The sequence below is a fragment of the Actinopolymorpha rutila genome (assembly GCF_013407855.1).
Lineage (GTDB): Bacteria > Actinomycetota > Actinomycetes > Propionibacteriales > Actinopolymorphaceae > Actinopolymorpha > Actinopolymorpha rutila.
On record NZ_JACBZH010000001.1, the window covers coordinates 5323638 to 5350019 of the forward strand.

21 protein-coding genes are annotated in these 26382 nt (G+C 69.4%); 8 read left to right on the plus strand and 13 right to left on the minus strand.

What is annotated here, in order from left to right:
* The first annotated feature begins 382 nt into the window (after positions 1-382).
* Positions 383-1048: a hypothetical protein gene (locus F4554_RS23840; protein WP_179789629.1), complete on the plus strand. Its 666-nt coding sequence runs from the start codon at positions 383-385 to the stop codon at positions 1046-1048.
* A gap of 73 nt (positions 1049-1121) precedes the next feature.
* On the opposite strand, the gene F4554_RS23845 is transcribed toward F4554_RS23840, so the two are convergent.
* Positions 1122-1529, minus strand: a complete 408-nt coding sequence (locus tag F4554_RS23845) for a VOC family protein (RefSeq protein WP_179789630.1) — start codon at positions 1527-1529, stop codon at positions 1122-1124.
* 136 nt (positions 1530-1665) lie between these two features.
* On the opposite strand from F4554_RS23845, the gene F4554_RS23850 reads away from it, so the two are divergent.
* Together F4554_RS23850 and F4554_RS23855 are read left to right on the plus strand one after the other, a co-directional pair.
* A complete protein-coding gene (locus F4554_RS23850) occupies positions 1666-2415 on the plus strand; it encodes an N-acetyltransferase (RefSeq protein WP_179789631.1) in 750 nt (249 codons plus the stop codon).
* A gap of 714 nt (positions 2416-3129) precedes the next feature.
* Entirely contained in the window at positions 3130-4437 is a 1308-nt protein-coding gene (locus F4554_RS23855) for a glycosyl hydrolase (RefSeq protein ID WP_179789632.1), read from the plus strand.
* 92 nt (positions 4438-4529) lie between these two features.
* Here the strand turns inward: F4554_RS23855 and F4554_RS33235 are convergent, their stop codons facing one another.
* The 5 genes from F4554_RS33235 to F4554_RS23875 all read right to left on the minus strand — a co-directional run bounded on the left by F4554_RS33235 (position 4530) and on the right by F4554_RS23875 (position 14155).
* Positions 4530-4652 carry a hypothetical protein gene (locus F4554_RS33235; protein WP_272955906.1) on the minus strand — a complete coding sequence of 41 codons (123 nt, stop codon included), beginning with the start codon at positions 4650-4652 and terminating at the stop codon, positions 4530-4532.
* A gap of 9 nt (positions 4653-4661) precedes the next feature.
* Complete coding sequence (locus tag F4554_RS23860) at positions 4662-6563, minus strand: glycoside hydrolase family 76 protein (protein WP_179789633.1); 1902 nt, start codon at positions 6561-6563, stop codon at positions 4662-4664.
* Between the two features lie 203 nt (positions 6564-6766).
* Entirely contained in the window at positions 6767-10807 is a 4041-nt protein-coding gene (locus F4554_RS23865) for a S8 family peptidase (RefSeq protein WP_179789634.1), read from the minus strand.
* A 44-nt stretch (positions 10808-10851) separates the two neighbouring features.
* Positions 10852-11103 (minus strand): hypothetical protein, encoded by a 252-nt coding sequence (locus F4554_RS23870; protein WP_179789635.1) that lies wholly within the window; start codon positions 11101-11103, stop codon positions 10852-10854.
* Between the two features lie 49 nt (positions 11104-11152).
* Positions 11153-14155 carry an ATP-binding protein gene (locus F4554_RS23875; RefSeq protein ID WP_179789636.1) on the minus strand — a complete coding sequence of 1001 codons (3003 nt, stop codon included), beginning with the start codon at positions 14153-14155 and terminating at the stop codon, positions 11153-11155.
* 97 nt (positions 14156-14252) lie between these two features.
* Between F4554_RS23875 and F4554_RS23880 the strand changes: the two genes are divergently transcribed.
* The 3 genes from F4554_RS23880 (at position 14253) to F4554_RS23890 (ending at position 16253) form a co-directional block, all read left to right on the plus strand.
* The gene (locus F4554_RS23880) at positions 14253-15005 is read left to right on the plus strand and encodes an SAM-dependent methyltransferase (RefSeq protein ID WP_337796178.1); all 753 of its coding nucleotides are present in this window, start codon (positions 14253-14255) and stop codon (positions 15003-15005) included.
* 139 nt (positions 15006-15144) lie between these two features.
* On the plus strand, positions 15145-15528 hold the full coding sequence (locus F4554_RS23885; protein ID WP_202889440.1) for a GNAT family N-acetyltransferase: 384 nt from the start codon (positions 15145-15147) through the stop codon (positions 15526-15528).
* A gap of 398 nt (positions 15529-15926) precedes the next feature.
* Positions 15927-16253, plus strand: coding sequence for a hypothetical protein (locus F4554_RS23890; protein WP_179789637.1), 327 nt, complete (start codon positions 15927-15929; stop codon positions 16251-16253).
* Between the two features lie 468 nt (positions 16254-16721).
* Here F4554_RS23890 and F4554_RS23895 read toward each other — a convergent pair whose 3' ends face one another.
* From F4554_RS23895 to F4554_RS23905, 3 genes are all read right to left on the minus strand, one after another.
* Positions 16722-18410, minus strand: coding sequence for an HNH endonuclease signature motif containing protein (locus tag F4554_RS23895; protein WP_179789638.1), 1689 nt, complete (start codon positions 18408-18410; stop codon positions 16722-16724).
* Positions 18411-18494: 84 nt separating this feature from the next.
* Complete coding sequence (locus F4554_RS23900) at positions 18495-19253, minus strand: alpha/beta hydrolase family protein (RefSeq protein ID WP_179789639.1); 759 nt, start codon at positions 19251-19253, stop codon at positions 18495-18497.
* 431 nt (positions 19254-19684) lie between these two features.
* Positions 19685-20101: a hypothetical protein gene (locus tag F4554_RS23905; RefSeq protein ID WP_179789640.1), complete on the minus strand. Its 417-nt coding sequence runs from the start codon at positions 20099-20101 to the stop codon at positions 19685-19687.
* Between the two features lie 110 nt (positions 20102-20211).
* Between F4554_RS23905 and F4554_RS23910 the strand changes: the two genes are divergently transcribed.
* Positions 20212-20937: a transporter substrate-binding domain-containing protein gene (locus tag F4554_RS23910; protein ID WP_179789641.1), complete on the plus strand. Its 726-nt coding sequence runs from the start codon at positions 20212-20214 to the stop codon at positions 20935-20937.
* 18 nt (positions 20938-20955) lie between these two features.
* On the opposite strand, the gene F4554_RS23915 is transcribed toward F4554_RS23910, so the two are convergent.
* The 3 genes from F4554_RS23915 to F4554_RS23925 all read right to left on the minus strand — a co-directional run bounded on the left by F4554_RS23915 (position 20956) and on the right by F4554_RS23925 (position 23805).
* Complete coding sequence (locus F4554_RS23915; RefSeq protein WP_179789642.1) at positions 20956-22914, minus strand: C1 family peptidase; 1959 nt, start codon at positions 22912-22914, stop codon at positions 20956-20958.
* 315 nt (positions 22915-23229) lie between these two features.
* Positions 23230-23550 (minus strand): GYD domain-containing protein, encoded by a 321-nt coding sequence (locus tag F4554_RS23920; RefSeq protein ID WP_179789643.1) that lies wholly within the window; start codon positions 23548-23550, stop codon positions 23230-23232.
* Between the two features lie 78 nt (positions 23551-23628).
* Complete coding sequence (locus F4554_RS23925; RefSeq protein WP_179789644.1) at positions 23629-23805, minus strand: ParB N-terminal domain-containing protein; 177 nt, start codon at positions 23803-23805, stop codon at positions 23629-23631.
* 139 nt (positions 23806-23944) lie between these two features.
* On the opposite strand from F4554_RS23925, the gene F4554_RS23930 reads away from it, so the two are divergent.
* Positions 23945-24766 (plus strand): nucleotidyltransferase domain-containing protein, encoded by an 822-nt coding sequence (locus F4554_RS23930; RefSeq protein WP_179789645.1) that lies wholly within the window; start codon positions 23945-23947, stop codon positions 24764-24766.
* Positions 24767-24780: 14 nt separating this feature from the next.
* On the opposite strand, the gene F4554_RS23935 is transcribed toward F4554_RS23930, so the two are convergent.
* Positions 24781-26292: an MDR family MFS transporter gene (locus F4554_RS23935; protein ID WP_202890159.1), complete on the minus strand. Its 1512-nt coding sequence runs from the start codon at positions 26290-26292 to the stop codon at positions 24781-24783.
* Between the last annotated feature and the right edge of the window lie 90 nt (positions 26293-26382).

Below are 26382 nucleotides of genomic sequence, written 5' to 3' on the forward strand. Positions count from 1 at the left end.
CCCGGCTCGGACATTCCCCGACGAACGCGGCTGGTCCGCGCAGAAACACCTGCGCAACACCGTCTTGACATAGCGTACGGACGCGGACCATGCGACGGCCCCGAACCGGTTCGCCTCACCCGAACACGTGAGGTGGATGCACACCTCGCCGCCTTCCCGGCCGGTCCGCCCTCACTCATTTGGCTCGAACTCGTGATTCACCCGAGCACCGCCGCGCGCTTTCCTGGGATGCGAACGGAGAAAGCCCCCACCGCACCAGGGACTTTCGACCCCAGTACGTAGTCCATCGCCAGCCAATGGCCCGGGCCCAACCGCGCACATCAGTGCACATGCGGACACACCGCCCGTGGTCGGCCGCTGCCCGACGACGAAAGCAACGCCGATGATCGTTACCATCCTGAGCGCCGTGGCCACCTCGATCGGCCTGGCACAGGCATGTGCCCTGTTCGACCAGACCCGCAAGCTGCGTCGCGCGGGCAGCGCGGACGAGGTCTCCGTCGCCTTCCTCACCGCCTCGCTCGTGGGCAACGTGGTCTGGTTCGCGTACGGCGCGTTCCAGGTGGACGCCGCGCTGCTGGCGGTCAACAGCGCGGGACTGCTCGGGGGTGCCGCCACGCTCACCACGGCCCTGCGGCTGCGCCGCCGTCGTCCGGCCGTCGCCGCAGCCAAGGCGCCCGCCCTCGGGTCGCGGTCCGTGCACGAGACCAAGCAGCCGGTCGGCTCCACGGTCGTACGCCGGAACGTCCCCAAGCCCCGCCGTACGCAGGAGGTAGCCGTGCACCAGCGGCAGAACTGCCGGATGGCGCCCGCGCGGATCCCCGCGGCGTCGGCGCGCACCGCCTCGGCGCGCGCCGCCTCGGAACGATCCCACTCGGCGCGATCCCACTCGGTGCGTCCCGAGCCGACACCCGCGCAGCCGGCCCGCACCGCTGCCGTCCCGGCGACACCGATCCCGGCCGAGGCGCAGGCCCCCGTCCTGGCCACACCGCACACGCACCGCTGGATGCGGCACATGTGCACCCCGGTCGCCGCGGCGGTCCCGGCCTGACTCGCGAGCTGCCTGGTCCGTGAAAAGCCCCACGGACCAGGCAGCCGACCGGGCAGCCGACCAGGCAGTCCAGCTACAAGCAGAGGCAGAACGGATGGCCGTCCGGATCGAGTAGCACCCGGTGGGTCTGCGACGGCTGGAAGTCCGCGAGGGTGGCTCCGCACTCGACTGCCCAGGCAACCGCGCTGTCGAGGTCGTCCACGCCCACGTCCAGGTGCTGGGTGGCGACCTGTCCGCCGTCGACGCTCGGCCAGGCGGGCGGCCGGTAGTGCGGGTCGTACTCGAAGTTCAGTGCCGGCTCGGCCACTCCGTCGGGAGCACACACCAGCGCGTACCCTCCGTCCGGCGGTTCTCCCGGCTTCGGTACCTCTTCCCGGACGTAGGGCCACCCCAGCAGTGCGGAGTAGAACCGTGCCAGTGCCCGCGGCCGGGCCGTCGCGACCGTGACTGCACCCACCTGCATCCGCGCCGGCCTGCCCATCGGACCTCCTCGACGTGCTCGGAAAGCCCGACCCTCCCGCACGCGCCTGCGTGGCCGCAAGAGTCAGCCCTACCGGCGGGTGGTGCAGGTCCTCCGACCGGCCCGGCAACAGTCCAGCGGCTGGGATACTCGCCAGATGCCAGACCTGGTGACAACCACCCTCGCGGACCGCCCCGAGCTCGAGGCAGTGATGTGGGCCATGCCTGACAGGTGGCCGGAGTTCATGGGCCACGACGAGATCGCTGCCGCGTTGTTCTCGCAGGTGTCGTCCACGTTCCCGCACCTGTGCATGGTCGCCACCGAGGGCGACGAAGTGGTGGCACGGGCGTTCGCGGCGCCGTTCATCCTTCACACCGACCGCCGCGGAACGCTGCCGGACGGCGGCTGGGACCGCGTACTGACCTGGGCCTTTCGCGATCATCGGAACAACACGAAGCCTGACACCGTGACCGCGCTGGAGATTGCCGTACGCCCGGACCGCCTGGGTGCCGGGATGTCCCACAGCATGCTCGGCGCGTTACGGGCAGCGGCCGCTGCCGCCGGCTTCGGCGAACTCGTGGCCCCGGTACGCCCGAACGGCAAGCACGCCGAGCCGCACACGCCGATGACCGACTACGTCGCCCGCACTCGCGACGACGGCCTGCCTGTCGACGCGTGGCTGCGCACGCACGTACGAGCGGGAGCCACCGTCGACTCGGTGGCGCCCAGGTCGATGGTGATCGCCGGCTCGCTCGCCGAGTGGAGGGCGTGGACCGGGCTGCCGTTCGACGAGACAGGCGAGGTGACTGTGCCCGAGGCGCTGGTCCCGGTGCGGTGCCAGGTCGAGCACGACTACGCCGTGTACGTCGAACCGAACGTGTGGGTCCGGCACCGGCTCTCGGCCTGACCGTCACACCTCCGGTTGACAGGGTGCATTCGCCCGCTCACGCTGACTGCAGGTTGGCAGCGCCAGTGACGCCTCTGCGGCCAAGGCCACGGTAGGAGAAGGCGGGCTTCGAGGCGCACCTCCTCCCAGCATCAGCCCGACGAGGCGGGGGCCAACGTCATGGGGGCGGAGAACGAGGAGGTCTCATCGCCGGAGTTTCCGTGCGAGAGGCCCAGCAGCGTTTCGATGGACCGGCTACAGGCATGCATCGCGAGCGGCACACCACTCGTGCTCGGCGATCACCTGTCCGCGTGGACACCGCTCGACGGAAGTCCGCCGCCGCCGGAACTCCTCATCCGTCCGATCACCTCCGGCAGATCCTGCTCGATCAGGGTCTGAGCTCGCGAGCCGATCCACGCGGGCTCACGATCTGCGGCGCGATCATCCTCGGGGAAGTCGATTCGTCCTTCTGAGGTTGGCCGCCTGGGTGTTCACCGCCATGTTGATCGCCGGCATCACCGGGCTGTTGCACAAGCAGACTTAGTGGTTGCGCCGGGCACGCCCCGGCTCGTGGGGCACCGAACGTCCGCAAGTGGAACGGCCCGACCCGGACCCGGTCGTTGACCCGACCACGCGCCGACCATAGCTTCCGGAACCGTGACCAACCGAAGGTTCTCCCGAAGGTCAGTGCTCCGTGGTGCCGCAGCAGTCGCCGCCGGCGCGGCTGCTTCGACGGTGGCTTCACCGGCAGGCGCGTCCACCCGGCCCTCCGTCGTCGAAGCGGTGCCGGTCGCCGACTTCCTCCACTCGATCTGTGCCTGCGCGCACATGGGACAGGGTGTCGACGACCCCGCCCGGGTGGCAGACGCGCTGGCCTACACCGGCATCCGCAACATTCGCGACAGCGACAACGTCTCCGCGGCCTTCGTGGACGAGCTGATCTCGGTGCACCAGCGGACCGGCGCGCGGTTCGTGATCGTACGCAGTGGTCCGGACGACGCCTGGCTGACCGCCCAGGTCGACGCGTCTCGCAGGCTCGCCCACGCAGGAGCGCTCCTCGCGTTGGAAGGGCCGAACGAACCGAACAACTGGGCCGTCACCTTCGACGGCGCCACATCGGTGTCGGACAAGGACTTCACGCCGGTCGCTCGCTGGCAACAGGAGCTCTACCGGCGCGCAAAGGCGGACCCCGTTCTGCGGAACCACCCGGTCTTCCACTCCAGCGAGGCCGGAGGTTCGGAGCCCAACAACGTCGGCCTGCAGTTCCTCACCATTCCCGATGGCGCGGGGACGCTCATGCCGGTCGGCACCCGGTACGCCGACTTTGCGAACGTACACAACTACATCTGCCGCAAGCCCCTCATCATCGACGACATGGCGTGGGAGAACGCCTCGCCGGACTTCGAGGACTGGATCGACGGCATCTACGGCGAGTACGGCATGACCTGGCGGGAAGGCTTCCCCGGGTACACCTCGGCGGCCGACAGGGCAGCGCTGCCGAAGGTGTCCACCGAGACGGGCTGGGCCACCCAGGGCACGAACAGCCTCACCGAGGAAGACCAGGGGCGGCTGCTACTCGCCCTCTACCTCTCGCAGTTCGCCCGCGGCTACCAGCACACGTTCGTCTACATGCTCCGCGACGACCCCGTACAGGGCTACTGGGGATTCGTCGACCCCGACTACCAGCCCAAGCGTTCAGGTGTCTATCTGCACAACCTCACCTCGGTCCTGGCGGACGCGGGAGGCTCGGCACCCGGTGGCGGCCTGGCCTACTCGATCAGCGACCGGGCGCCCACGACACACGACCTGCTGCTACGCAAGGCCAACGGCGACCTCTTCCTCGTGGTGTGGAGCGAGCAGGCCGGCGGCTCGGAATCGGTCACCGTCCGTCTCGCCGGTCCGCCGCGAGTAGTGGACATCTACGACCCGACGACTGGTACGACACCGATCCAGACCCTCTCCACGACGAAGACGGTGCCGGTGACACTCACCAACTACGACGTACGAATCCTCAGGTTGCAAGGCGCCACCGACAGGCGGTAGCCGACCCGGCCGACGGTCACCTCGAACGAAGACACAGACGAAGGCGCGCCCGGTCGACACCGACCGGGCGCGCCTTCGACCTGGGAACGATCTCACCTGCCGTGTGGGAGCGCTACCGCACGGATGACCTCCTGCGTCGACTGGTTGCCGTCCGCGTCCTGTGCATGCACCCGGAACGACACGACCGAGCGTTCGGCGGCGAACAGCAACGGCACTCGATGCGCCTACTTCGTCGTGGCGGCGGTGACGTGGTAGACGCGGCCGCCCCAGCCGTCCTCGGGGAAGGAGTCCGACACCCGTAGGTAGGTCGCCTTGTCCGGACCGAGGTACGCGGTCAGGTCGATCACCTGGTCGGCCTTGTTGGAGCCGTCGGTGACGCGCCGGGCCTCCTTCGAGACGGTTGTCCAGTGCTCACCATCGGAGCTGGCCTCGACGACGTACTCGTTGTCGATGGTGAGCGTGGCCCGGGCCGTCGCGGTGTCGGCCGAGAAGGGGAACCTGTAGACGAAGTAGTGGTTGCCGTCGGCGAAGCGGTTCTGGACGCCGTTGCTCTGCGAGCCGTCTGCATCCCACAGCCACGGCATCTCGGCGGCAGTGCCGGTGTCGAAGTCGATCTTGTGCGCGACCGTCACCTCTGACCGTGTACTGAAGGACAGCCCCGAGTCGGCGGTGACCGTCGCGGACACGTCGTGGTGGCCGTCCTCGGCGGTCGCCGGGACCGTGACCTGTACCGGGAAGGTGCCACTGGCCGGGTGCGCACTGCCGCGCGGCCTCAGGACGACCGTCCCGGTGGTGGGCGAGACGGTCCAGCCATCCGGCGCCCTGACCGTCACCTTGGCGGTCACCGGCTGAGAGGCCGGCCCGGTGACCGACACCCCGACGTTGACCGTGAGCTTCGTGGAGCCGTCGTCGGCCGGCATCACGACGGGCTGAGCCGGTGAGGTGTTCGCAGTCAGCGACCGCTTCGGCGCCGGCACAGGTACGGCGGCGATCAGGGCGCTCAGTGCGCTGGCCTGCGTACGCCAGTCGAACACGTTGGGGTGATCGGTGCTGGTGCCACCGGCCCAGCGCGTGCCGAGTCGATCGGCGGCGTCGTGGTCCTGCGCCCAGATGGTCTCGGCCTGCCTGGTCACGAACGTCTTGTACTTGTCGGCATGGGTGGTGTCGGCCAGGTCCATGAGGTAGCGCAGGAAGATTCCCTTGAACTGCTTGGCGTTGTCGTCACAGGTCCGATCGAGGGTGTCGCAGGCCTCGGTCAGCACGCCGTCGGTGGTCAGCCCTCCGTCGATCGCCGCGTCGGCGAGCCGCCGCGCCGTACTCAGCAACTTCGGGTCGCCGGTCGCCCGCCACAGTTCGAGTGCCCCACCGACGGCCAGTCCCTGGTTGTAGCTCCACACGGTCTGCCCGTTGCTCTGGCAGTCGTCGTTCACGCCGTCCTCGACCAGACCCGACGAATTGATCATGCCGCTGCCGGCGAACCAGTCCCACGCGGCCTGCGACCGGGCCAGCCACCGCTTGTCGCCGGGCATCCGGTTGTGCAGTTCGGCGGTCAGCCGGATGTACAGGCCGTTGGTCACCGCGTTCTTGTACGTCCTCTCCGCGTTCCACCAGACACCGCCGCCACAGGTGTTGTCCCAGTACCCGTTGGTGAACTCGGCGATCTTGGCCGCCATCCGGAGGTACTTGGCGTCGCCGGTGACGTCGTACGCCTGAATCCAGGTCAGGCCCCACCACTCGGAGTCGTCGATGGCGCGACTGGTGAAGTTGCCCCACAGTTCGTCGCCGGACAACTCACCGGCCGGGAACTTGCCCTGGTCCTTCTGGAACGTGTTGTCCAACTGCGGCAGGTAGCGCCGGTCATCCGTCCGCTGCATGTAGTCGCCGATGGTCTGCAGGGCGACTGCCGAGTTCCACCAACTGGAAGGGAACCACGCCTTGTTCGGGTCGTAGGAAGACATCAGCACGTCGGCCGCCACGCGTGCACGGGCCACAGCGGTCGGCCCGTCGGCGGCTTCACTGCTGACGGCTTGGGCGTGTGCGGCAGCAGCGGGCGCCAGGCCGATGACCATGGCGACGAGTCCGACCAGGACGGCCCGGACACGACGACGCGTGGGTACTGCGGACATGACTCGACCTGCCCTCTTGAGGCTACGCACGGACGGCACACGGGAGACGTCTCAGCGCGCCACGCACGAGTGTGATGTCCGGTCAAACGGCTGTAAAGATCATCCGGCAGAGTCGGACACGACCTGAGCAGGCCGGTACCGGACGAAGACGCAGGCGCGCCCGGTCGACACCGACCGGACGCGCCTGCGACCTGGGAACGATCTCACCTGCCGTGTGGGAGCGCTACCGCACGGATGACCTCCTGCGTCAACTGGTTGCCGTCCGCGTCCTGAGCATGCACCCGGAACGACACGTACCGAGCCTTCGCCGGCGCGTTCGGCGGCAGGTCCACCGTGTATCGGCCGTCGCCGTGGCGGACAGCCCGCAGGTGCCGCCACCGGCCGCCGTCGTCGTAGGAGACCTCGAACGTCAACCGGCTGACGGGAATGTCCACCCCCGCCTGGTGGCCGGCGGTCACCTTCACCTGGTTCGACCCGTGCGCCGGTGGTGTCAGCTCGTTGCGCAGGTCGACTCCGACGTCGTACCCGAGGGTCAGCAGCGGCAGCGGTTCAGCCGCGTCGGTGGCCGCGGACCGGAACGTCCACTCCGAACGGCTACGGGTGGACAGCTGCGCCCACGACGCACGGTTGGCCACGTCGAACGACATCCGGTAGGTGTCCTCCGAACCGGTGGGCAGCGGCACGTAGCCGAAGAGCCCACCGGGTACGTGTTCGGTCTCCCACAACGTCTCGTCACCCCGCGAGAGCCGGAACATCGTGGCGAAGCCGTCGTCGCCCTCGGTCGACGCCACCACCGATGAGTGGTTCGCGCCGTCCACCATCCCGACTCCCTGGGACAGCATCGGGAACGGCTTTCCGAGCACCAGCCGATCCCCGTTGCGCACGACCGGGAGGCTCGGGTTGAGGCCGGTGGCGACCGGCGCTCCGAGCCACGACTGCGTGGTGCGTTCACGTGGCGCGTAGGTCGTCAGCGGAGCGTCCAGCTGAAGTTGCGCGACCTCCGGGTGCGGCTCGTGGTAGCCGGACGGCCGTTCGGGGGTCGACATCACGTACGACCACCTCGTCGTGGGATCCGACGCGTGGTAGACGACGCGCGAGCGCGGTGCGTCGTACAGCGGTCGTTGGAAGGTGATCGCCATGTCGTCCTGCGGCCGGAAGGCGAACGCTCCCTCGCTGTAGGTGATCTGGTCCGTCGACAGGCTGTGAATGTCCTCGTCGATCCGCACCAGGTCCTTCGGAACCGCACTGTAGTGCGGTTGTGCGGGGATGCCGTGCCGCTCGGCGTAGACCAGGTCGTAGACGTACGGGCTGGCCATGTTCCCGGTCGCACGTACTGTCAACTTCCCCTTGCCGAGCCGACCGAGCAGATCGAGCAGCGCTCCGCCCTCGGCACCGGTGAGGCGCACTGTCGGCACCTTGAGGGCGAGGTCGGCGTAGCCACCGGGGTTGCCGTTGGCGCCGGGACTGTCGTTGTAGACCGCCACCATCCGCGCGCCCCCGGCGGCCGCGGCGTTCGACTGCTCGGCCACCGGCAGGTCGTCGCTGCGCCGTACGAGCGCCAGTGCACCCTTCAGGTCCAGGCCGGCGAGGTCGTCGGGCCGCCCCTGGCCCGCGTCGACCACGCGCAGGTTGGCCGCGCCATCGAGCACCGGGAACTGGCTGCTGAAGTCGCTGAACCAGTTCATCGGGTAGTACTGCGGGTTGAGCTTCACGTTCTTGGCGCCCGGGACGGACAGGGTGACGTCCGGCGCCTCCAGCCGCCACCTCGAGGTCGCCTCGAAGGTCCCGACCGACGCGTCGTCCATCGGCTGCACGAAGAAGCGTTCCTCGTGCTGCGACCCGGGTGCGTTGAGAACGGCGTCGTCGGCGACCGTGCCGTCGGGAGCGGTGCGGTACCACCTGAGTTCGACGGCACCGCCGAGGTTGGCCCTGGCCTCCGGGTTCGCCGGGGTGTCCACCGTGACCTCGACCGCCTTGCGGGCATCGAGAGTCAGCGTGGTGTCGCCGGTGACCTTCAGCTCCGGGTCACCGACCAGCGACGTGTCGAGGCCGTCGCCGTAGCCGTTCGACGGCACCCCTGCGGGGCGGGTGTGGATGAAGGCCAGCACGGAGTAGGTACCGACCGGCACCTGCATGCAGACCTCGGTCGTCGGGTCGTCGACCTTGCAGCGCTTCGTCATCGTCTCGCCGGTGTCGACGTTGACGATGGGCGAGGCGTTGAGGGAGCCGACCCAGGGCAGTGCCGGCCGGCCGTCGCGGGCGATGCCCTTCAGGCGCAGGTCGAACAGCTGCAGCTGGCCCACGAACCCGATCGGCGTGTGCAGGGACTGAGCACCCGGGACGTCGGCCACCACGGTTCCGGTGTAGTTGCCGGGCTTGGCGGTTCCCGGGTCGACGACGACCTTCGCGGTGCCCACGGCGCCGGGCTGGACGGTCAGCTGGGACGGTTCCACCGACGTGTAGTCGACCTGGGTGCCGGTCTGGTCTCGAAGCTGGGCGTGCAGGTTCAGCGTCACCGGCTGGTCGGAGACGTTGCGGTAGCTCAGGTCGTGGTCGACCGGGGCGGTCCCGCCACCGGCCTTCAGCGCAACGACACCGAAGTCCAGCGATCCCTGCTCGGCGAGCACCGGGCTCTCCAGTACGCGGCCGACGTCGACCCGGCCGGCGCCCTGCTGGTACTCCCGCAGCCCCGCGGTGGGCACCGCGGTGGACATCAACGCGGCCTTGAGTTCCGGCCCCGTCATGTCCGGCCTGGCCTGCGACAACAGGGCCGCGGCGCCGGCCACGTGCGGGGTCGCCATGGACGTTCCGGACAGCTGGAGGTACGGGCCGGAGCCGCCGAGCTGGGCGTCCTCGGCGCGGGCGGCCCAGATCCCCACGCCGGGCGCGGTGATGTCCGGCTTGAGCGCCAGGTTGACCGGGCCGGGACCGCGGCTGGAGAAGTCGGCGAGCTGGTCCCCCCGGTCCACCGCACCCACCGTCAGTGCGCTGGGCGCGTCGCCGGGCGCGAGCACGCACGCGTCGCATCCGTCGTTGCCGGCCGCGACCACGAACAACGTGCCGTCATCACTGCTCAGCCGGTCGACGGCCGCCGTCACGAGGTTGCTGCCGTAGACAGTGGGGTCCGAACCCAGGCTCATGTTCACGATGTCGGCGTGCTCGTCACCGGCGGCCCACTCCATCCCGGCGATGATCCAGGACATGGCGCCGCTGCCGTCGTCACCCAGGACCTTGCCGTTGAGCAGGTTCGCGCCGTACGCGACACCCTTGCGGGCACCGTCGGAGGCCGCGCCCGACCCACCGACGATCGACGCGACGTGCGTGCCGTGCCCGAACCTGTCGCCGGCGTCCGCGGTGTCGGTGAAGTTGTGCGCGGCGCCGACCCGACCGGCCAGGTCGGGGTGGGTGGTGTCGATGCCGGTGTCGAGTACGGCGACCTTCACTCCGGCGCCGGTGTAGCCGGCGTCCCAGGCGGCCGGCGCGTCGATCTGCTTCGTGCTCCGGTCCAACGCGACCCTGACCCGCGCGTCCAGCCAGATCTTGCGTACGCCGGCGAGCGGTCCGGCCTGTGCGGCGGTCAGCGACGACGTACGCCGGCCCGTCTCCTGCGCGGCCTCGGCGAGCTCGAACACCGCGTTCCCCAGCTTGCCCACCTCGTCCTTGGGGACCTCGGTGGCGACGCCGTTCACACTGTCCAGCACGCGACGGTCACGGCCCCCGGGGATCGTCTTCGTCCGGTAGGTGCGCGGCGCGTCCTTCGGATAGGTGAGGATCAGCGGAAGGGTCTTGCTGGCCGTGTCGTCGTAACCCTGCTTCGCCAGCGCCGTCACGTCGAACAGCGCCGGGTCGAGCACGTCCGCCCGCAGCAAAGGGCCCATGTCGGTGGGGATGACGGACGTCCGCCCGTCCCTCGTACTGACCTCGAACTGCGGAACGACACCGTTGGGCCGCGGCGCCGGATCCACTGTCGCGGAGGTCCGCCCGCCCCCGACCGAGCGGAGCTGGACGCGGTCACCGGTGATCAGGGTGAGGGTCGTGGGTCCGGAGGACGCCTCGAGCGGCGTGCTCGCGGAGGTGGCGGTAGCGACGGTCGCGGTTGCGGTGGTCTTCGTCGTGGCCGCCGTGGCCACGGTCGTGGGATGACCGGGAGAGCCGGCCACCGCGAGTGCGACGACCGCCGACGCCGCGATTATCCGGGGAAGGACACGGGGAACGACCTGACGGCCGAGGGCCCGACCGGCCATGGCATGACCTCTTTCCTGCGTTCTTCTTGCATTTCCCTGCGTTGTCACAGGGGTTCGAAGCGGTCGTCGTCAGCTGCCTCGTCGTCGATGTAGGACGTGGCAGGGGCGGCGCCGGCGCTCGGCGAAGGAGCATCGGGCTCGGACGGATCCGTCCACGGCAGGGCACGTCGCCCGGTCGGCTCCGGCTGGTCCGGCTGGTCCGGCTGTTCTCGCCTCAACGGGACGCCTGAGCCCGGGTCGCCGCGCCGGCCCCCGTACTGCTCGTCGTTCTCGTCGCCGCCCTGGTCACCGTCCACCCGAACACGATCGGGTCTGGCCACTGCTTCCAGCGACCGGGCAGATGACCTATTGGTTGTCCGGTTCCGGCGGCCGGTCCCGTACGCCTGCGTCCGTACGACCGGCAGCGCGACCGGACGGGCGGTCCACCGAGACCAGGCCGGCCTCCGTCGCGGCGATGGCCGCCGCCGTACGCGTGGACACGCCCAGCTTGCGCATCGCGGCACGAAGGTGATGGCCGACCGTGCGCGGCGAGAGGAACAGCGTCTCGCCGATCTGCCGGTTCGTCAGCCCCCGGGCGACCAGCCCGACCACCTCCAGCTCCCGCGGCGAGAGCTGGTCACCGTAGCCACGCGGGCCTCGCCGCCAGGTCCGGGCCACGTCGACTCCGTGGTGGCGTAACAGCCGAGCCACCCGGTCCGCATCCCACCGAGCGCCCAGCGACCGCAGCTCCCGCTCGGCGTCCGACAGCAGCGCGAGACCTCGGCGTTCCTCCCCCGCGGCGACCAGGCACCGGCCCTCCCCTTCCCTGGCGAGAAGTTCGTCGTACGGACGGGGCAGGGCGCACCACGCCGCGGCCGCGTCGGCGAACAGCGCGGCCGCCTCGTCCAGCCGTCCCCGCGCCTCGGCGGCGATCGCCCGGCACACCGTCAGCGCGGCCGCCGGCGCCGGGCCGCCCCGATGCCCCAGACCGGCAGCGAGCCGGCCGACCAGGTCCGCGGCCCGCTCGACCTGCCCGGTCGCGACCAGTGCGGTCACCGCGACCGGTGCGACGTCGGTGGCCCACCACCACACGCCCTTGCGTTCGATCGTCGAGACGTCGCGCGCGAGCACCGCCAGCGCCTCGGCCGCCGCGCCGTCAGCAATGTGCAGCCGGGCCAGCGCCGCCGCGGCCGGCATGGCCAGCGGGTCGACCACCCCCAGCCGGGCGTACTCCTCTGTGACCTCGGTCAGGTGCCGCCGCGCGGTGTCGCGCTCGCCGCCGGCGAGGGCCACCAGCCCCAGGAGCTGCCGTGCCTGCAGCTGGTCCAGCGTCACCGACGTCTCCGAGGTCGCGAGTTCGCGTGCCGCGGCGTCGAGGTCGGCCCAGTCACCGGTGTGCCAGTCGAGGAAGGCCTCGGTGACCCGGACGGTCGCCCGCAGCCGCTGGTAGTCCGCGGCCTGCAGGTGTTCCAGGGCCGACACCAGCCATGGGCGTACCTCGTCGCAGCGTCCCCACACCACGGCGAGCTGGGCGGCGTTCAGCAGACCTCGCGCGACGACCAGACGTTCCGCCGGGTCGGCCGGGTTGGCCGCCTCCCGCGGAACTTCCGCTGCTGCCTGCCATCCCGCCTCCTCGCCCAGCAGGAGCAGGCTGCTCGCGCGGTTGACGGCGAACGACAGCCGATCGACCCGAGACTCCAACGCGGGCAGGGATTCGGTCGCGCGTTCCAGCCAGGCCAGGTGGCGGGCGGCCGGCCAGTCCGGAACCAGCGGCATGGCCAGGTTGAGCATCGCGCGCACCGCGAGGTCGGGGCGGTGCCCGAGGTCGTCGACCGCCGCCTCGATCGCCGCGTACGCCTCGGGTTCCTCACTGATCTCGCGGAGCATCCGGCCCAGCAGCAGCCGAAGCTCGCCTCGTGCGGCCGGCGTCGCGACGCCCGCTGCCAGCGCGTTCCGCAGCGCGTCAACGACCTGTGCGGCGAGGTCTCCCAGCGCTGCCGTCCCCTGGTGCGCCGCCTCCCCGAGCTTGCGGGCCAGTCGGGTACGCCGGTCGGCCGGATGGTCGCCGGCCGCCAGCAGTTCCAGCAGCGTCACGACGGCGAACCGGTCGTCACCGGACTTCAGCGCGAGATCCGCACTCGCCTCGGCGTACTCCGTCCAGGCTTCGTGGTCCCCGGCCTCGCGAAAGTGCCGGGCGAGCCGCGCCACCGGTGGTGGGTCGAGGCGCCGGAGCCGCTCGGCCGCCCGCCGGTGCAGATGCCGGCGCCGCGAGACGGGAACCGCCTCGTCCACGGCCTGCGAGGCGAGTACGTGCCGGAACCCGAACAGTCCCGGACCGGTCTCGCGCAACAAGCCCGAGGTCAACGCGGCGGCGAGACCACGCCGGCCGGCCTCGGCGTCCAGGCCCGGCACGTCGGTGAGCGTCGCCTCGTCGGCCGGGGCGGCCAGGACCGCGGCCGCCTCCAGCACCGCGCGGGTCTCCGGGGCCTGGCGTTCCACGCGTTCGAGTACCGAGTCGCGCACGGTCGGCGGCACCTGAAGGTCGTCGAGCACCCGACGGGTCCACTGTCCGCCGCGCTCGACGATGTCCCGGCGGTCGCGCAGCAGGTGCAGGCACTCCTCCAGGGCGAGCGGCAGTCCGTCCGTACGCGCGTGCAGGAACGCGGCGAACTGCTCCGACACCTGCTCGGTGGCGAACATCGCCGACACGAGGTCACGGGTCCCGCCGACGTCGAGGGGCCGCAGGTCGATCCGTAGCTGGGCCATCCCCGCCGGTCGCCGGGTGACCAGCCGCCGCAGCAGCGAACCGCCCGGCACGTCCGCGGGCCGGTAGGTGAGAACGACGGGGACGCGGGTGTGGCCGGTGGCGTACGTCGTCAGCAGCCACTCCCACGTCGCCTGGTCCGCCCAGTGGACGTCCTCCACTACCAGCACGTCCACCCGCAGGCACTCCAGGAGTTCGGCGAACGCACGGAACAGCCGGTGTCTGGTGGCGGTCAGATCGGTGAGTACGTCCACCGCGGGTGGAAGGCGGTCGGCGAGTTCGGGAAACACCGGACGCAGCGCGCCGCCCAACGGGGTCAGCTCGAGCGGGCCATCGGGTGGCACCAGCCGACGTACGCCGTCCAGCAGTGGTCCCAGCGGGAACGGCTCCGGCAACGGCGGGCACGAAGCGACCAGCACCACCTGGCCGCTCATCGCCGGCGACGCCAGGCACTCGCGGACCAGGCGGGACTTTCCGATGCCGGCCTCGCCCTCGATCAGCACCATCGCAGGCGGCCGCCGCAGCGCGGCGACCACGGCCTCGACCTCGGCAGCCCGGCCGACGAACGCCGAACGCGATGCCTCTGCCGGCCGTACCGATCGCATCGACCGAACGTACTACGGCGCCGGCCGCGGGACGGACCTCAGGAGGTGCTTCAAAACCGGTTGCCTCCCGCGGTGCGGCCTCGCCAGACTCCGCGGCGTGGAGGACGACGAACTGACACGGTTGCTGACGAACGATCGCTACCCCCGGTCGGGGCGATACTCCGCCCGCTGGATGGTCGACAACGCCATGGGTCCGAACCCCGTCTGGCTGGCCGAGGCACTGACGGAGGTCATGCCGCTCGAACCCGGCATGCGAGTTCTGGACATGGGCTGCGGCAAGGCACTCACGTCGATCTTCCTTGCCCGCGAGTTCGGCGTGCGGGTGTGGGCCACCGATCTGTGGATCGACCCCACGCAGAACTGGTCCCGCATCGAGGAGGCCGACCTACGTGGCCAGGTGCATCCGGTGCATGCCGAGGCACACGCACTTCCATTCGAGGAGGGCTTCTTCGACGTGCTGGTCAGCATCGACGCCTACCACTACTTCGGAACCGACGACCTGTATCTCGGCTACTACGCGCGGTTCGTCAAGCCAGGCGGCCCGATAGGCATGGTGGTCCCCGGTCTCGCCGAGGAGCCGCCGTCGTATCCGCCGCCACATCTGGCGTCCTACTGGCCATGGGAATTCTGCTCCTTCCACAGCCCGGACTGGTGGCGCCGTCACTGGGAGAAGACCGGCCAGGTCACCGTCGACCTCGCCGACCGGCTGTCCGGCGGCTGGGAGGACTGGCTGCGCTGGAACGACGTGTGCGACCGCGACTTCGGCGAGCCGAGGGAAGAGGCGGAGATGCTGCGTGCAGACGCCGGGCAGCTGCTGGGGTTCACCCGGATGGTCGCGCGGCGGAGTTGAGGTCGCGTCGACCAGTGCCGTAACAGGCTACGTTCGCCTGGTCTGCCAGACTGCTCGGGTGATCGTCAGACTTGCACGGGAGCAGGACTTCTTCGGCTTTCTTGCCCTGGCAGCCCAGGTCGAGCACTAATTCGGCCCGATGGTCGATGCTCCCGGTTTCCACCGCGCCGTGGAGGAGCACATTCGCCGGTCCACCGCGCTCGTCGCGGTCGACTCGGGTTCGGATCTCCTCGGCGGCCTGATGTTCGGGGGGAAGGCCCCGACCTACCACGTCCACTGGCTCGTCGTCTCGCAGCAGGCGCGCGGAAGTGGCGTCGGCCGTGCGCTGATGTCGGACGCCACACGTAGGTTCGTGCGGGGTCCGGGCAGCATCGAGGTGGTCACCTTCGGGGCCGACCACCCGGGCGCGGTTGCCAGTGGCGCACGCGTCTTCTACGAGTCTCTCGGTTTCGCCCCGGCCGAGGCCACCGATCCGGGCCCCGAAGGCGGGTCACGGCAGATCTATCGCCGCACCGTCGCCTGATTCGGGGTACGAGACGCGTCGAGTCCAGCATGGCGGCGACCGGACCGAGGTTGTCCCACAACCCCGGTCCGCCGTGACACAACACCACCGGTGCGGCGTCCGACGGCCCGGACGTCATGGTCCACAACCGTGCGCCGTCGTCGACGGTCACGGCCTCCTCCCGGATTCTGTCCACCGGCACAGGGTCGCGGACCTGTGCCGTGCCGTCAACGGGGTTCGGGGTTCCCGACCTGTGCCGTGCTGTCAACCGGCGGTTGGCGATGGGCATGTCCTGGAAGGATGTGACCAGACACCGCACTCAGCGCCACCCATGTGCATCACCGCAAGCGCGCCTTGTCACCTGCCGCCTTTCGACCGACACAACGCGCGTGCCCGCAACGACGGCCGAGGAGGAAGTGATGACCGCCACCACTCACGCCCGGGCCGAGGAACACGAGCACCACACCCACGGACCGGGCTGCGGACACGAGTCCGTGGTGCACAACGATCACGTCGACTACTTCCACGGCGGCCACGCACATCGCGAACACGCCGGCCACTACGACGAGTGCACGACCTGCCAGTGCAGCAACTGCGAAGGCGCCTGCGCCGGCTGCCGGTGCACGGACTGCACCTGCCCCAACTGCAACCACGGCACCTGCTCCTGCACGAACTGCGGCGGCGAGAGTTGCGCCAACTGCACGTGCGCCGACTGCGACTGCCCGACCTGCGCGCACGGAGGCTGATCCCTCCGTGCGCCTCGGTCAGGTCGGCTGGCGTGCGGGCCGTCCTGCTGGGAGCGTTGCCACAGCTGGCGCAGGGCGAGGGGTCGAGGCGTGTCTCCCAAGCCATCCGGGCTTCCCGGGCCACCGATCGGTCTGCAGTTGACCAACACCTCCCGCGCCGTCAGCCGGGCGTTCGACACAGCGCTGGCCGCCGCCGGGGCTCGTTGGCGACCTGGCAGGTGCTGCTGGCGTTGAAGACCCGGCCGACTGCCAACCAACGCGAGCTCGCGGCCGCGGTGGGCATCCAGGGAGCGACCCTGACTCACCACCTCAACGGCCTGCTGACCCGCCGGCGCGACCCTGCCAACCGGCGGGTTCACCTGGTCGAGCTCACCGACGAGGGCGAAGCCGCGTTCCGCCGGCTCCGGGATGTCGCCGTCGCCCACGACCGCCGCTTTCGAGCCGACATCGGTGTCGCCTATGCCACCTTCAGGGACGGAGGACGCGGCGCTGCGGGTCCGACCACTCGGGCGGAACGTATTCGGGGTGGCCGTGGGTGCCCATGCGGACGTGCCAGCCTTTGTGGTGGACGGTGACGTGGTGGTAGCGGCACAACAGCACCCCGTTCGCCAGGTCCGTCGGCCCGCCATCGTCCCAGGCGGTCATGTGGTGCGTAATACAGCGCGGCTCCGGAATCTGGCAGCCGGGGAAGTGGCAGTGGCTCCCATCGCGGATGGCGAGGGCACGCCGCTGGTGTTCTTTGAAGAACCGGTCGGAACGGCCCAGGTCGAGGATTTGCCCGTCTCCGCCGAGGACGACGGGGATGAGGTCGGCCTCGCAGGCAAGCCGGCGCACGGTCGCGGCTGAGATCGGTTTGCCGTCGGTACCGAGGTAGCGAGCCGATCCGCCGCCTCCGCACTTCGGGCAGCCGTCGTGGGGATCGATGGCAGCCCCCGGATCCGGTCCGGTGATCGGATCGGATTGGATCGGATCCGTTCCGGTACGGGGTTCCGGTTCGGGGTCGATGTTCGGTTGTGGTTGTGCTTCGTGCCCGGGTGCTCGCGGTGGGGGTATCCCGTCCGCGAGTGAACCCGTACCAGGTGATCGCTGTTTCTCCTTACCGGCTTGGCCTTCGTCCTGCCCTCCTGCCTCCTCCCGCTTCGGAACGCCGGTGTCATCAGCCTTCTTGGTGCTGTTGGTGTTCTTGGTGGTGGCGTATTTGGGGTCTGTGCAGGGGCAGGTGCACGGCCTGGGCCGGATGATGGTGGCGGTGTCGTCGATCGTTCCCGCGCCCGTGCCCTTCAGCATCGCCTCCAGTGGGATGGTGACCGCGACCTGTGGTGGTCTGCCACCGCGGACGGGTGCGGTCGCGGCGGCGGCGAGCAGCCCGAGGGCTTCGGCGAACGCGTCACCGCGCCGCTGGTCGATGGGCCGCCGGTCCGGCTCTGCGCCCTTCACCGGCTCCGCAAGGGGCTCGATGATCTTGCGGAGCAGCTCCATCTCCCACGCCGGCAGCGTGATGTGCACTGATTCGGACTGGGGGATCCCGTTGGGCACGTACCGAAGAGACCGTTTCTGCTCGGCCTTGCGGTCCTTCCTCTCCAACTCCTCCCGCATCCGCCGGTCGTATTCTTCCGGCGCGATCCGCTCCAGCAGTTTCTCGCCCAGCACCCGTAGCTCGTCGGGGTTGGCGAACCGGGCTTTGGCGATCAGGAACTCCTCGGCCCGGTGGCGTTCGTCGACACCCACGTACTCGGGGAGTTTCTTGATCGCGTCGGCGATGACCTGCGCCTGCCGCACCGACACCACACCCGCCGCCAATGCCTCCCCGGTCAACCGCACCTCCTTGTCGAGGTCGCGGGCGAGACCGACCGCGGCGGAGGACTCGTGCTGACTCATCCGCTGCGCCGTCCGCAGATACACCGTCGCGTTCGGCGCCCCGGTCAAATTTCCGATGTCACAGGCCTCGGCCTGACGCACCAACGCCAACTCCAACGCCTCGATGCGAGCCTTCTTCGCCCGCACCTGCGCGATCAGCGACCCGACCTCCTCCGCGCCCAGGAAGCCCTTCGGCGTCACCCACGCCGAGTCGAGAGCCGGATCCAACAGGTCGAGCGCAGCCTGAACCCGACCAGCGGCACCACCACCAGTCGGACAACCCCACTCGCTCGAAGACATGATCGAATGCTATCGGCCACCACCGACAACAACCCCTCGTCCGACGGCGCGATATCTCTGTGTACGAAGGAAAAACGCGATGTGTCATGGGGTCAACTGAAACCAGGCCTGCGCACGGTCGAGCAGGTCCGCCAGGTTGCGTGGATTGGTCAGGACGTGCCCTTCGTCGGCATAGACGACGTACTCGTTGCGCACTCCGTGGCGGCGAAGTACCTCCAGCCAGTTCTCACCATGGGGGACGGCGAGACCGTGCTCGCCGTAGACCAGCAGCATCGGCACCTTGGCCTGAGCCGCTCGCTCGACCGGAGAGGCCGCGGCCCACGCCTCGGGCCGATCGGCAGGCGACCCGCCCCGCCATCTGGACTGTGTTCGCAGGCTGGCCGGATCCAGAAGCCGTAGGTCCGCGACTCCCTCCCAGCACACCGCCGCCCGGAAGGGATGGTCGGCCGTCACGATTCGGTTGAGGAGGTACGCACCGTAGCTGTGGCCGATGGCAAACATTCGGTCCGTGTCGACCAGACCGGTGCCGGCGACGACGGCGACCCCGGCGAGCACCTCCTCCGCCTCCAGGTCGCGGTCGGGTAGCCCGACACCGCGGAATGCCTGCCACATCGGGTCCGGGCCCAGAATTCCGCTCGCGCGAAACTCGGGCCGAAACACCGCGAATCCGCGGGCACACCAACCGGCAAGGTTGCCGACGTCGCCGGCCTGGAACGCGCCGATCGGCCCGCCGTGCAGGTCCACCACCAGTGGCCACGTCCTCCTGTCCCCTCCGGTCGGCACCACGAGCAGACCTTCCAGGCTTCCGGCCGGCACCTCCCAGCGCACCAGCCGACAGCTCATGTGATCATCGGGAGCACGCTCACTCTCCGACGACCCGTCTGATGGAGCACTCCGCTACCGCGGTCGACGCGCACCCGGGTCCGCACGCCGTCCAGCCCGACCCGGACAGCTTCCACGTATCTGCCGACGGGTCCGAGCCGCACGTCGACGTAGGAAGCCTGATCGTGCCACGGAACGCCCCGACCGACAGGGCACTCCCGTCCGGGGACCATGCCAGCGGGCCTGCCAGCCGGAGTTCAGGCGGAGGCGGAACGGCCCAAGCCGCCGAGTGTTCCACCACGAGGCGGAACCACCAGGGAAACTCCGGATCACAGTCGCTGTTCAGAAAGGCGATCCGACCGCTGCTGTTCGAGGTCACATCCGTCGTGTAACCAGGCAGGTCCTCTGGCCTCGGCTTGCCGGCTTCCGCATCCACGTGTGCCATGAGTTCGTCAGCGTACGGCGATCTCGTCCAGCAGGTCCATCGGCACCTTCTTCACCGTCACGTGGTCATGACCTGCCAGCGACGCCGTCAGAAGCCGGTGCGTACCGTCCAGAACGGTGAGGCCACCTGGCCTGTCGAGGAAGTGCAGCGGCCAACGTGGATCCGCCGCCGTCGTCCGGGCGTACTGCTCGTGAAACCGCCACGGGTCCGCCGCGACCTCCAGCGGACTGACAGCGAACGGCCGCCTGTCGTATGCCCACAACGGCAACCGCAGGTGCCACTCGACCTCGGCTATCGACACCTGGACGGACTCCAGCTCCAACTGCCACAGGCGTTCGCGTTCCCAGTGAAAGTCGAGGATCACCTCACGCAGGACCGGCGGCACCAGGTCCAGCAAGGGAAACGGGCGGCGATCGGTGGGCATCGCAGAATGCTACGCACCCGAACGTGCCACGGCGACGCGCTGCCGCCCGCGCGCTCCCACCCACGCGCCGCTGACCACGGCACGCAGGACCGTTCGGTACGCTCCCCCGCATGACCGCCGGTACTGCAGCGATCGCCGAGGATCTCGCCCCGACGGGCGTCCTTCGGGCATCGATCAACCTCGGCAACCCCGTTCTCGCCCAGGGAACTCCGAGCGACCCCAGTGGTGTCACGGTCGACATCGCGCGCGAGGTCGCGGCTCGTCTGGACCTGCCGGTACGACTGCTCTGCTTCGACGCCGCACGCAAGTCCTACGAGGCGATGGCGACAGGTGAGGCCGACCTCTGCTTCCTGGCCATCGAGCCCGCACGGGAGGCCGAGGTCGCGTTCACCGGGCCGTACGTCGTGATCGAGGGCGTGTTCGTCGTACGCCAGGACTCACCACTGTCAACCGTCGCGGACGTCGACCACCCCGGCGTACGCATCGGCGTGAAGCGCGGCTCCGCCTACGATCTCTACCTCTCCCGCACCCTCCGGTACGCGGAGGTCGTACGAGGCGACGAGGGCGTCGAGGTGTTCCGCGACCAGGACCTGGACGCCGGTGCGGGCATCCGGCAGCCGATGACGGAGTTCGTCGCCGCACACCCGGAGGTGCGGCTGATCGACGAGCGCTTCATGCAGATCCGGCAGGCGGTGGGGACGACCAGGGGCCGGGCGCCGGAGACCGTCCGGTTCCTTCGGAACCTGGTGGAGGAGCTGAAGGCCGACGGGTTCGTCGCCAAGTCACTTCGGCGAGCAGGCCTCCCCGACGCCCTGGTCGCCCCCGCAGAGCGATGACCGCGTGCTAGCCGCCGCTCACCCCGTCGGCATGCCGGTCAGGTCCGCCTGGCCCCAGTGGCTTTCCCAGAAGAGTTCGTGCAGGTGGCCGTCCCAGGTCTGGTAGTAGACGCGGGGGTTGGTGCCGTCGCGGCCGAATGCCTGCAGGGAGCTGACCGGTGCGGCCGGCGGGCTCTGGGTGATGGCCGTGAGGTCGTTGTGGAACCAGTTTCCCTGCCAGCCGAGTTCGTTCACGTTCCCTCCCTCGGCGAGATAGTAGATCCAGATGTTGCTGCCTGCGTGGCCGAAAGCCGTCACGGCGGTGCCGACAGCGGCCGGCCAGGCACCGGTCACGGCGGTCACGTCACCCGCGTACCAGCCGTTGCTCCACGAGAGTTCCCGCACGTGCCCGTCGGGGCTGATGTAGTAGACCCGCGGTGAGTCGCCGTTGTACGCGACCGAGGCGATGCCGCTGGCCGCGGTGGCGAACGGCGCATCGGTGAGGGCCGAGACGTCGAGGTGCCGCCAGGTCTGTCCGCTCCAGGAGAGTTCGTGAACGTGGCCTTCCTCACCGATGTAGTAGACGCACGGCGAGGTCCCGTTGACGGCGAAGCCGGTGAGGCCGCTCGCCGTCACCGCGGGCGGTGCACCCACGAGAGCCGAGAGGTCTCCGTGGTACCAGCCGTTGCTCCACGACAGTTCGTGTACGTGGCCGTCCACACTGATGTAGTAGACGCGGGACGCCGTACCACCGATGCCGAAGCTGCACATCCCGCTGCCGGGACGAGCTCGGTCGGCTCCGGTGGCCTCGGTGAGGTTGGTCGCGTGCCAGCCGTTGCCCCAGTAGCCGTCGCCGGACCACCACAGCTCGTGGACGCTGCCGTCGTCGGTGAGGTAGTAGACCCGGGAGTCGTTCCCACCGACGGCGAATCCGGTCATCGGCGTACGTCCCACCCGGGGTGCACCAGCAGCCCGGGTCGTCACGTCGGACTGGTACCAGCCTGTGTTCCAACCGAGTTCGTGGACGTGTTGCTCCTCACCGAGGTAGTAGATCCGTGAGGCACTGCCGTGGACGGCGAACCCGGTGAGCGTCGTGGCGGCGGATGGCTTCGCGGAGTAGAGAAGGTCGAAACCCTCCACCGCCCACATCATGGCATCGATCCCACACTGGCCGTACTGGATCCAGAAGTACCCGGACTCGCCCCACCCGGTGCCCCACTGGTTCTTGCACAGCCAGGCTCCGCGGCTGTCGTCGTACCCGATGACACAGACGCAGTGGCCACCCTGGTAGTCGCCGTACTCATGGGTGTAGATGCCGCCGCGGTAGGACTGGAAGTCCTCGTAGACCGTGAACGCGGTGGCCAGCGGGCCGTGCTGTTCCAGCCACGACTTCATGTCGGCGTGGTCGGTCAGCGTACGGACCTGCTTGATGCGGGTGACGACCTGCCCGTAGTCGTTCGGGAGGTATCCGCTCTGGTCGTTGGCGGTGTACGGGTAGGAGCTCTCGGGCACCAGGCCGAAGTACGTGCAGTACGACATGGCAGACGTGACGTCCCAGCCGACGGTGCAGGATCGGCCGTTGTAGAAGAAGAGTTGCGCCTCCGAGACGTCCTGTAGAAGGCCGGCCTCGGGGTGCGACAGCGGAAGCCCCCGGGTGATGCGCATGTTCGCGTCGACCGCCGCACCGACACCGAACGCGACACACGAGCCACAGCTTCCCTGGTCCTTGATCGGCGTGACGTAGTTGCCGCCGTCGTGGTTACGCCAGTCGACGGCGCCCGGTACTGCGCGCGCCGCGAGGGCCCGGATGTGGCTGCCGAGGCGGGCCTGCGAGATGCGTTCGCGCTGCTGGACCGACGGTTGTCCCGGCCCGGGTACGTATCCCAGCCGAACTCTCTGGTCGTGTTCGCTCAGACCTGTCTGGCTGGTCTCACCTGCCTGCCACGCGGCCCCGACAGCCTCCAGCGTGGACACGATCGCAGCAAGATCCACAGACATGGCAGCTCCCAGGAGTGTGATCACCGTGCCCGCACACGCGTCGGCCCGCGCCGAAGACGGATACGGAAGAAGGACCGAGCAGGTCATGGAAGGTGGGCGCCCAACCGTGACGTTAGGCTCGGTGATCACCGCCGACAAGATCGACTTGGCATAGCTTTCGCCAACTCACTGTCGGCACGGGAGAGCTACCGGCACAGGCGAACTGTCGGCACAGGAGAACTGCCGGCAAGGGTGAAGCGGAGGGAAGGAAGCGCTGAGAAAGCACACCCAGGAAAGGTGACGACCCGGTGTGCGGATCTTCGATGGGTGCCGACGTCAGGTGCCGGGCGGACGGAACTCCACCGACTTCTTCGCGGCGGTGTCGATCTCCTCCGGAGTCAGCAGAACGGTCGCCTTCGTCTGGATCGCCCCACTCGCCTTGACCGCGAGCGCTACCGCCGCCATCGAAACGTTGTCCGGGAAGTCCAGGATGCTGTAGAAGTCGACGTCGCCGAACGCGAAGTACGTGGACTCGACCGTGCCGCCCAACCGCTTCGTCACCTGCTCGACGGCGTCCCGCCGTCCGGTTCCGCCTTCTTTGACCAAGCCCTCCGAACCCTTGGTCGTGTAGCTCGCCTGCACGAGAAACTTCGGCATCGAAACCACCCCCTGCGTCCAGACTCTCACCCGGCGGCCACCCGCCGTTTCGCCCCGATCCGGCATATCCCTCATTCCTCACGCACCAGATCGTGGGTCCTGCCTGAGCACCTGGGCCGAGCCGATCCCGAGTAGCCGCAGAGCGCGGTATCTCGCGTAGCCGTCCACCAGCTTCAGCTCTCGCCCGAGCACGATGAGCGGAGGGAGGTGGACGCCGGACCGGATGCGCTCCACGAATCCGTCCCGGCGTCTCACGTGGAGGTCTTCCTGGTCGTGTCGTTCGAGCATCCCGACGTCAGGCCGAGACCGCCACCGCGTTCATGCCGCCTATCCTCGATCACCAGCACGTCCGATCGCCGCCGCGGGCTCCTCGCGGCCCGGAAGGTGGGGTGGAGTGTTGCGTGACCTGAGCACCGAGCCGCAGTGGAACCTGATCGAACGCGTGCGGGCCGTCGCCACCGACGACGACCGGATCCTCGCCGCGTGGCTCGCCGGCAGCTTCGCGACCGGGGAGGCAGACGCCTACAGCGACGTCGACGTGCACTGTCTGGTCAGCGATGACAGTGCCGAGTGGTTCCGGGACAACTGGCCGGAGACGGCCGCCGCGATCGCCGGGCCACTGGTGCTCGCCACCGGCCTCCCGGGCCTGATCGGCGGGTACGCGGTGACGAAGGACTGGCAGCACCTCGACCTCATCATGCATCCGCGCGGCCTGGCCGACCCGCTTCTCACCGCGGGGGTCATGCCGTTGTACGACTCGACCGGCAACCTCCTTCCCGCCGAACACGTAGCGCCGGAACCGCCCACGGGTGAGCCGTTCTTTCCCGAGGCCGCGGTCAAGGTGTGCCTGTACTTCCTCGGCAACCTCGTGGTGACGTTCGGACGCAAGGAGCTGACCGTCGCGCACAGCGGGATCAACGCGATCCGGGACGGGCTGGTCCAGGTCATGCTCGCCGAACGCGGAGTTCGCCGGCGCGGTGGCAACAAGCGGCTGAACCCGTACCTGAGCGGCGAGCAGCGGTTGTTCCTGGAATCGATCCCAGCCGCGGACGTGTCCGTCGACGGCATCACCGCGACGATTCGGGTGCTGTCACGGGAGTTCATCCGGCGCGGCAGGGCGCTGGCCGATCGCACCGGCGCCGCCTGGCCCCAGGAACTCGAGGACGCCACGATCGCGCACCTCCAAAGGCACCTCGGCGTCGACTACCGCTCGTGAGCCCGTCCAGCAGTTCAGCGGACGGTCTCGAGCTCGTCCAGCTCGTCGGTGGGCGGGCACCGCTGCGGGTCGTCCGGCGTCGGCTCCTGGCTGTCATCGGCCCGCCGCGGCATCCGCAGGGCGACCGCGACCACGATGATCGAGAGCACCGCGCTGACCAGGAAGGCGAGTCTCATGCCGTCGAGTTGGGCGGGGCCGGCGGGGGCTCCACCAGTCATCAGCTGGTCGGCCCGTACGGTCATCACGGTCACCGCCAGCGCGGTGCCGAACGCGGCGGCCACCTGCTGCAAGGTCCCCAGCATCGAGCTCCCGTGGGAGTAGAGGTGCTGCGGCAGGGCGCCAAGCGCGAGCGTGAAGACCGGGGTGAAGACCGTGGCCAGCGACAGCATCAACACCATGTAGAGCCCGAGCACCTGCCAGTACGGCATCGTCATGGAGACCTGGGTGAAGCCGGCCAACGAAGCCACGATCCCGACGGAGCCCGGGATGATCAGCACTCGGCCACCGCGCCGGTCGAAAACCCGCCCGACGGTCGGGCCGAGCACGCCCATGGCGAGCCCCCCGGGCATCACCAGCAGGCCGGTCTGCAGCGGGCTCAGGCCGCGGATGTTCTGCAGGAACAGGGGTAGCAGGATCATCGAGCCCATCATCGCCACGAACCCCACCGACATCAGGCCAACGCCCTTGGCATAGGTCGAGTGCCGTAGGGTGCCCAGATCCATCAGGGGCGAGGAGCCTGCGCGCTTGAGCCGACGCTGGCGCATCACGAAAGCTCCGATAGCCACCAGCCCGCCGCCGACGATGACGGCCGACTGGCCGGCTCCGCCCTCGGCGAACTCGGTGAGACCGTAGACCAGTCCACCGAAGCCAACGGCGGCCATGACCACGCTGGGCCAGTCGATGGTGCTGTCGTGCGGCTCGCCGACGTTCTCGAGGCGACGCAGCCCGAACCAGGTGACCGCGCCGGCGATCGGCATGACAAGCAGGAAGAGCATCCGCCACGATCCGTGCTGCAGGACGAGACCGGAAACCGTCGGCCCCATCGCGGGAGCAACCGAGATCGCCATGGTCACGTTGCCCATCACCCGGCCCCGGTCGCTCTCGGGCACCACGGTCATCAGGGTGGTCATCAGCAACGGCAGCATCACGGCTGTGCCGAGCGCCTGGATGATGCGGCCGAGCAGAAGTACCTCGAAGACCGGGGCGGCAGCCGACAGCGCCGTGCCGGCGAGGAAGATGCCCATCGCCGTGGCGTAGGCGCTGCGGGTGGAGACTCGCTGGAGGAACCAGCCGGTGACCGGGATGACAGCGGCGGTGGTCAGCATGAACCCGGTGGAGACCCACTGTGCGGCCTGCTCGGTGACGTGCAGGTCAGCCGTCAACCGCGGGATCGCGTTGAGCATGATGGTCTCGTTGAGGATCACGACGAAGGTCGCCAGCATCAGGAGCCTGATCACCGCGGGGGTACGACGACTCGGCACGTCCGCGGTGCCCGGCAGGACGTCTTCGGGCCGATCGGCAGGCATGAGTCCTCGCACGGGATAGGTCTTGTCGGTGTCGCAGCCGGCATTCCGGCCGAGAGTCTCAGTAGTCGCCGTCATGGTTGATCAGACCGG

What these genes read in the sequence shown, in the direction of transcription:
- F4554_RS23840 (WP_179789629.1), top strand. Translation starts at nt 383, where the DNA reads ATGATCGTTACCATCCTGAGCGCCGTGGCCACCTCGATCGGCCTGGCA.
- F4554_RS23845 (WP_179789630.1), bottom strand. Translation starts at nt 1,529, where the DNA reads ATGGGCAGGCCGGCGCGGATGCAGGTGGGTGCAGTCACGGTCGCGACG.
- F4554_RS23850 (WP_179789631.1), top strand. Translation starts at nt 1,666, where the DNA reads ATGCCAGACCTGGTGACAACCACCCTCGCGGACCGCCCCGAGCTCGAG.
- F4554_RS23860 (WP_179789633.1), bottom strand. Translation starts at nt 6,563, where the DNA reads ATGTCCGCAGTACCCACGCGTCGTCGTGTCCGGGCCGTCCTGGTCGGA.
- F4554_RS23865 (WP_179789634.1), bottom strand. Translation starts at nt 10,807, where the DNA reads ATGGCCGGTCGGGCCCTCGGCCGTCAGGTCGTTCCCCGTGTCCTTCCC.
- F4554_RS23875 (WP_179789636.1), bottom strand. Translation starts at nt 14,155, where the DNA reads ATGCGATCGGTACGGCCGGCAGAGGCATCGCGTTCGGCGTTCGTCGGC.
- F4554_RS23885 (WP_202889440.1), top strand. Translation starts at nt 15,145, where the DNA reads ATGGTCGATGCTCCCGGTTTCCACCGCGCCGTGGAGGAGCACATTCGC.
- F4554_RS23890 (WP_179789637.1), top strand. Translation starts at nt 15,927, where the DNA reads ATGACCGCCACCACTCACGCCCGGGCCGAGGAACACGAGCACCACACC.
- F4554_RS23895 (WP_179789638.1), bottom strand. Translation starts at nt 18,410, where the DNA reads ATGTCTTCGAGCGAGTGGGGTTGTCCGACTGGTGGTGGTGCCGCTGGT.
- F4554_RS23900 (WP_179789639.1), bottom strand. Translation starts at nt 19,253, where the DNA reads ATGAGCTGTCGGCTGGTGCGCTGGGAGGTGCCGGCCGGAAGCCTGGAA.
- F4554_RS23905 (WP_179789640.1), bottom strand. Translation starts at nt 20,101, where the DNA reads ATGCCCACCGATCGCCGCCCGTTTCCCTTGCTGGACCTGGTGCCGCCG.
- F4554_RS23910 (WP_179789641.1), top strand. Translation starts at nt 20,212, where the DNA reads ATGACCGCCGGTACTGCAGCGATCGCCGAGGATCTCGCCCCGACGGGC.
- F4554_RS23915 (WP_179789642.1), bottom strand. Translation starts at nt 22,914, where the DNA reads ATGTCTGTGGATCTTGCTGCGATCGTGTCCACGCTGGAGGCTGTCGGG.
- F4554_RS23920 (WP_179789643.1), bottom strand. Translation starts at nt 23,550, where the DNA reads ATGCCGAAGTTTCTCGTGCAGGCGAGCTACACGACCAAGGGTTCGGAG.
- F4554_RS23935 (WP_202890159.1), bottom strand. Translation starts at nt 26,292, where the DNA reads ATGCCTGCCGATCGGCCCGAAGACGTCCTGCCGGGCACCGCGGACGTG.